1 protein-coding gene is annotated in these 2,872 nt (G+C 41.7%); it reads right to left on the bottom strand.

The annotated features are described in order from the left end of the window. Window positions 1-1,154: 1,154 nt before the first annotated feature. The gene (locus tag PGW94_RS04450) at window positions 1,155-2,759 is read right to left on the bottom strand and encodes a hypothetical protein (protein ID WP_271759044.1); all 1,605 of its coding nucleotides are present in this window, start codon (window positions 2,757-2,759) and stop codon (window positions 1,155-1,157) included. Window positions 2,760-2,872 lie beyond the last annotated feature (113 nt).

Here is a 2,872-nt window from a genome sequence, read left to right as displayed (position 1 = left end):
AGCCCATCAGCCCATCAGCCCATCAGCCCATCAGCCCATCAGCCCATCAGCCCATCAGCCCATGCATGGTAATCTCAACTCTTGCGACTGCAAGGATTATTTCCACAACATAGCACAACTCTGAAGTACTAAAGGAGCAGAAGGTAATAAGCTTTATATTGCCCTGAAAAAACAGCACGATACTCCGCACCACAATAAAAATTATGATGTTTTGCAGCCAAAATCCCTGCACAATACGTTTCCCACAGCGATGTGTTATGGCTTTGCGGTTTATATTCTGCTGGAATAAAAAGCCTGTGCCAATCTGGTTCAAACCAGATTACACAAAGAATGATATGGAAACCGTATTGAATTCTGTATCTCAGCACGGCCCAGATCTCTACGATACATTTGTTACAACAGCATGTAACTGCCATCGAGCTAGTACTCTGCTAAAACAAAAAAGCCTGTAGTCCAGTTACATCTGATTATCTAGTAAGAGTTATCGCGTCAAACCCCGCATTCCCTAGAAAAACATTCGCTAATCCACGTTCTGCCCAGAAATATATATGAGAATTTTCAGCGAAGAGCTCTCGCAAGTTTGGTAATGCAATGCATGACAGCGCTGAAGCTGATATTCGTCAGCGAAACGCTATACTTACTCAATATAGCTTGAATTAGAAATGATAGATATTGAAGGTGCAATAATAAACGCTGAAAACAGAAGCCCTGAAGCAATCTCTGACCTTCTACAATGAATATCATAATTATTCTGATTTATCCAAACATAAACCTGCATACCTGTGCGACCACGTGATGTTGTTACACACCATATAAACTGTCTGCAGGAGCAGCGATAGTCCTGAGAAAGCGGTTTTCAACGGTGCTTTTCAGTGATTGAAGAACTCGACAACGCAGTTTTAGAGCTTATGGCAGGCAATTGTAGCAAGCCTTCCTTCACGTGCAGCTCAGCAAGATAGCACTTTAAGTGGAAGGGCAAATCATACATACGTGGTACGAACGCACTTTATTATAAATGAAGGGAAAAGACAAAAACTATACCATGAACTTTCGGGCATCCCTGTTGTAATCTCCAGGGATGCCTCAGTACAGTTTCTAGTAGAAATCAGGCTATAAAACTTTTTCAAAACAGCAAAAGCAGAACCGTCGCAAGTTTAGAACTTGACTTTCATCCCCGCAAGTACGATCTGTCCACGGTTAGCCCCATCAGTATCAGCAGGGTACGCCACAACAGAGGATATCGCAGCATAGTTATGGTAGTTTGCAAAGACCTTACATTTTACCTTAGACGCACTGCCGGAAATATCGTATTCAGCACCAAATGATATTTCATCAAACCTGTTACCGCTGTAGTTACTACCCTTGTACACTGCGGAAACATATAATCCGCCATACGCATAACCACCGCCAACAGTCCAAAAGTATGTGCCATCTGTATTTATCACCACAGCATCCGCACTATCTAGAGAGTACTTGCCTGACTTCCAGTAGTACATGTTGCTAACTTTATCTATCCTACCTAGATAGCCATAAGACGCGGCAAACTTAATACTTTTGTACTTGAGCATACCACCAAGAGCAACATTTTTAATACTGTCCATCTTTGGAAATGCTACTTCTGTCTCAGAGCCAGGACGTAACAAATGCGTTTTATTTTTTGCGTATTCACTCACCATAGACAGCTTGAAATCCAATCCGTTGAAGTATGAACTGTACGTCATGCCCACATTTACTATATGCTCGTATAGTGGCATGATGAACCTTTGGTTCTTCACTTTCTCACTAAGTGGAATAAGTAGAATATTGCTGTTACGACGCAAAGGAGGGGATAGGTATTGTGTATCTAGAACAGCTACACTTGTCTTCTCAATAGCTGCATGAGTCTTCACTACTAAATCTTCGTCTTGCCCATAAGGAGCATAACTAACACCAAGTTTTAGGCCAGCAAAACTAGGAGAGAGGTATGAAAATCTCAGAGGAAGAGAATTCACAAGACCAATAGAATTAGCGCCTTTAGATTGAGATGCATTCCTAATGGAAAATCTGTTTCCACCGTCCATAAGGCTTTCGCTGTACAAGCCTGTAGATAGGTAAAACGCATTTTCCAGGTATTTTTGCCTTAGAACTACAGGAAGCGATACACCGCCGCTAGTAGTAGAAAATGGGTTATATATTCCACGTAAATTCACGTATCTCAGCCAAGTATTGCTGTTATCACCCGCAGCTATAGTAAAGGCATCAATCCTCATTATGGAATCAATACCAACTTGATATCCAAACCCAAAGTCACCATACTCACTGTTCAAATATACCTTCATTCCCCGGTTATTTACTTGTCTGTAGGACGTGTAGTCCGCGTTTTGAGTGTAAGGAACATCAAGTTCTAGGCTTCCACCATAGTAAATCCCTAAGGAATCATTCTTTCCCTCAGCCGTTATATAAAGCATAGCATCAGTAGAAATGCCATGCGTTCTAAGCTGATCAGCTGTAAGGAATGACCCTTGACTCACTCCCTTGTCATAATAATAAGCATCTCTAAATGCAACCCAACCATGCGACATAAGCGAACCACCAAAGTCTATCGATGGTGTAACGCCCATATATCTTCCTGGCAAACTTCCCTGATCGGATACACGCTTTGTTGCCGCACCTTTATCAGACTCTGAAACCTTTTGCTGCATGGTAGTCGCAACCGCGTTACCTGCACCGCAAAACATCCAGAGCGTTGCAAGTGCAGTGGATAAAGAAACTCTCGTCATTTTGTATTACCTGATTAAACGTTGAAAACATGTTAACTGTACGAGGTATACTTATTGAGGTATGACAGATCTGTCAAGGAATTAATGCCGTTATAACCTAAACTATTAGGATT

It is taken from the genome of Candidatus Anaplasma sp. TIGMIC (assembly GCF_028204095.1).
Taxonomy (GTDB): domain Bacteria; phylum Pseudomonadota; class Alphaproteobacteria; order Rickettsiales; family Anaplasmataceae; genus Anaplasma.
Note: the sequence above shows the minus strand (reverse complement) of the source record. Positions and strands in the feature narration are given on the sequence as shown.

Excerpts from the sequence above, each read along its gene's own strand:
- PGW94_RS04450 (WP_271759044.1), bottom strand. The coding sequence starts at position 2,759 with ATGACGAGAGTTTCTTTATCCACTGCACTTGCAACGCTCTGGATGTTT.